Consider the following 365-nt stretch of genomic DNA (forward strand, 5'->3'; position numbering starts at 1 on the left):
TGCTCTCCTAGCGGTCAATTTCCTGGTCATCGCTCTTTACAGAGCCAGATGGGCGCTGATGTTCCGCGTCCGGTTGGGTTAATCGGGTTTGTTCGAGATCGGGAATTTGCATTGGGTGCGGCATGTCCAACTTGCTGCCGTGCATTTGTTTGGCTGTATTTTCATAGAAATTGCGCAGTGCCTGACTACGGGTATCCACATCCAATCCACGGATGACGTCCAGAGTATTGCGCTCATAAAACGCCAATTTGGCCTGTGACGTTTTGCTTAACTTGGCCGCTTTGGTGCTGTAATTGTCTTTAGCCGTTTGAAACCCGACATCATGCGCCACGCCACGCATTTGCTCTGTGGTGGTCAATACTTCT

At 50.4% G+C, this 365-nt stretch carries 1 pseudogene; it reads right to left on the reverse strand.

What is annotated here, in order from left to right:
• Positions 1 to 7: 7 nt before the first annotated feature.
• Positions 8 to 365, reverse strand: a pseudogene (locus A2F46_RS12780) (hypothetical protein); the annotation flags it as partial.

Source organism: Snodgrassella sp. CFCC 13594 (assembly GCF_001590725.1).
Classification (GTDB): domain Bacteria; phylum Pseudomonadota; class Gammaproteobacteria; order Burkholderiales; family Neisseriaceae; genus Snodgrassella.